The organism is Mesorhizobium sp. M0060 (assembly GCF_040323155.1).
Taxonomy (GTDB): Bacteria; Pseudomonadota; Alphaproteobacteria; order Rhizobiales; family Rhizobiaceae; genus Mesorhizobium.
The window spans coordinates 1-1045 of the sequence record NZ_JAMYUP010000163.1 but is presented as its reverse complement, the minus strand read 5'-3'; the positions used below and the strand labels follow the sequence as shown (position 1 = coordinate 1045).

Sequence of the window (1045 nt, the reverse complement as noted above, 5' to 3'; positions counted from 1 at the left end):
AGATGCGACGGATTGTTGTTACAGGCATGGGCGCGGTCACCCCGCTTGCCGCCAATGTCGAAGCGTCCTGGTCGCGTCTGCTGGCCGGTCGTTCGGGGCTTCGGAAGCTTCCGGATGATATGGTGGGCGAACTGCCGGCGAAGATCGGCGGCGTGGTGCCGTCCATGGAAGAAGACCCCGAGGCTGGGTTTGATCCCGACACAATCCTGGCTCCGAAGGAACAGCGCAGGGCAGACCGCTTCATTCTCTTCGCACTGGCGGCGGCAGAAGAGGCGCTGTCCCAGGCGGGTTGGAAGCCAGTCTCGGACGATGACAGGGCTCGCACCGCGACGATCATCGCTTCGGGTGTCGGAGGATTTCCCGCCATAACCGAAGCTGTGAGAACCGTCGACCAGCGCGGTGTTCGGCGTCTCTCGCCGTTCACCGTGCCATCGTTCCTGGTGAACATGGCAGCGGGGCAAATTTCGATCCGATATGGTTTTAAAGGCCCGCTTGGCGCTCCGGTGACAGCGTGCGCAGCCGGCATTCAGGCGATCGGCGATGCGGCGCGTCTTATCCGCGCCAATGAAGCCGACATCGCCGTGTGCGGCGGAACCGAAGCCTGCATGAATGCGGTCAGTCTCGGCGGTTTTGCAGCAGCACGCTCTCTCTCGACATCCTTCAATCACCGTCCTGACCAGGCCTCCCGTCCATTCGACATGCTGCGTGACGGCTTCATCGTGGGCGAAGGAGCCGGAATCCTGGTCGTCGAGGCATTAAGCCACGCTCTTGCGCGCGGCGCCAAACCACTTGCCGAGCTTGTCGGCTATGGCACGACGGCGGACGCTTATCACATCACGTCCGGTCCCGAGGATGGCGACGGTGCGCGCCGAGCCATGGAGATCGCGATCACCCAAGCCGGCATTTCGGCACGGGAAATCCGCCATCTCAATGCGCACGCCACCTCCACGCCGGTCGGTGATGCGGGGGAAATCGAGGCGATCAAAAGGGTCTTTGGCGCGGATTTCAGCATAGCTGTCAGCGGAACGAAGGCGGCGACCGGACA

At 63.0% G+C, this 1045-nt stretch carries 1 protein-coding gene; it reads left to right on the top strand.

The genetic code is table 11. From position 1 onward, the window contains the following. Nucleotides 1-2: 2 nt before the first annotated feature. The coding region (locus NKJ94_RS37390; RefSeq protein ID WP_352532792.1) for a beta-ketoacyl-ACP synthase at nucleotides 3-1045 on the top strand (1043 nt) is incomplete at its 3' end.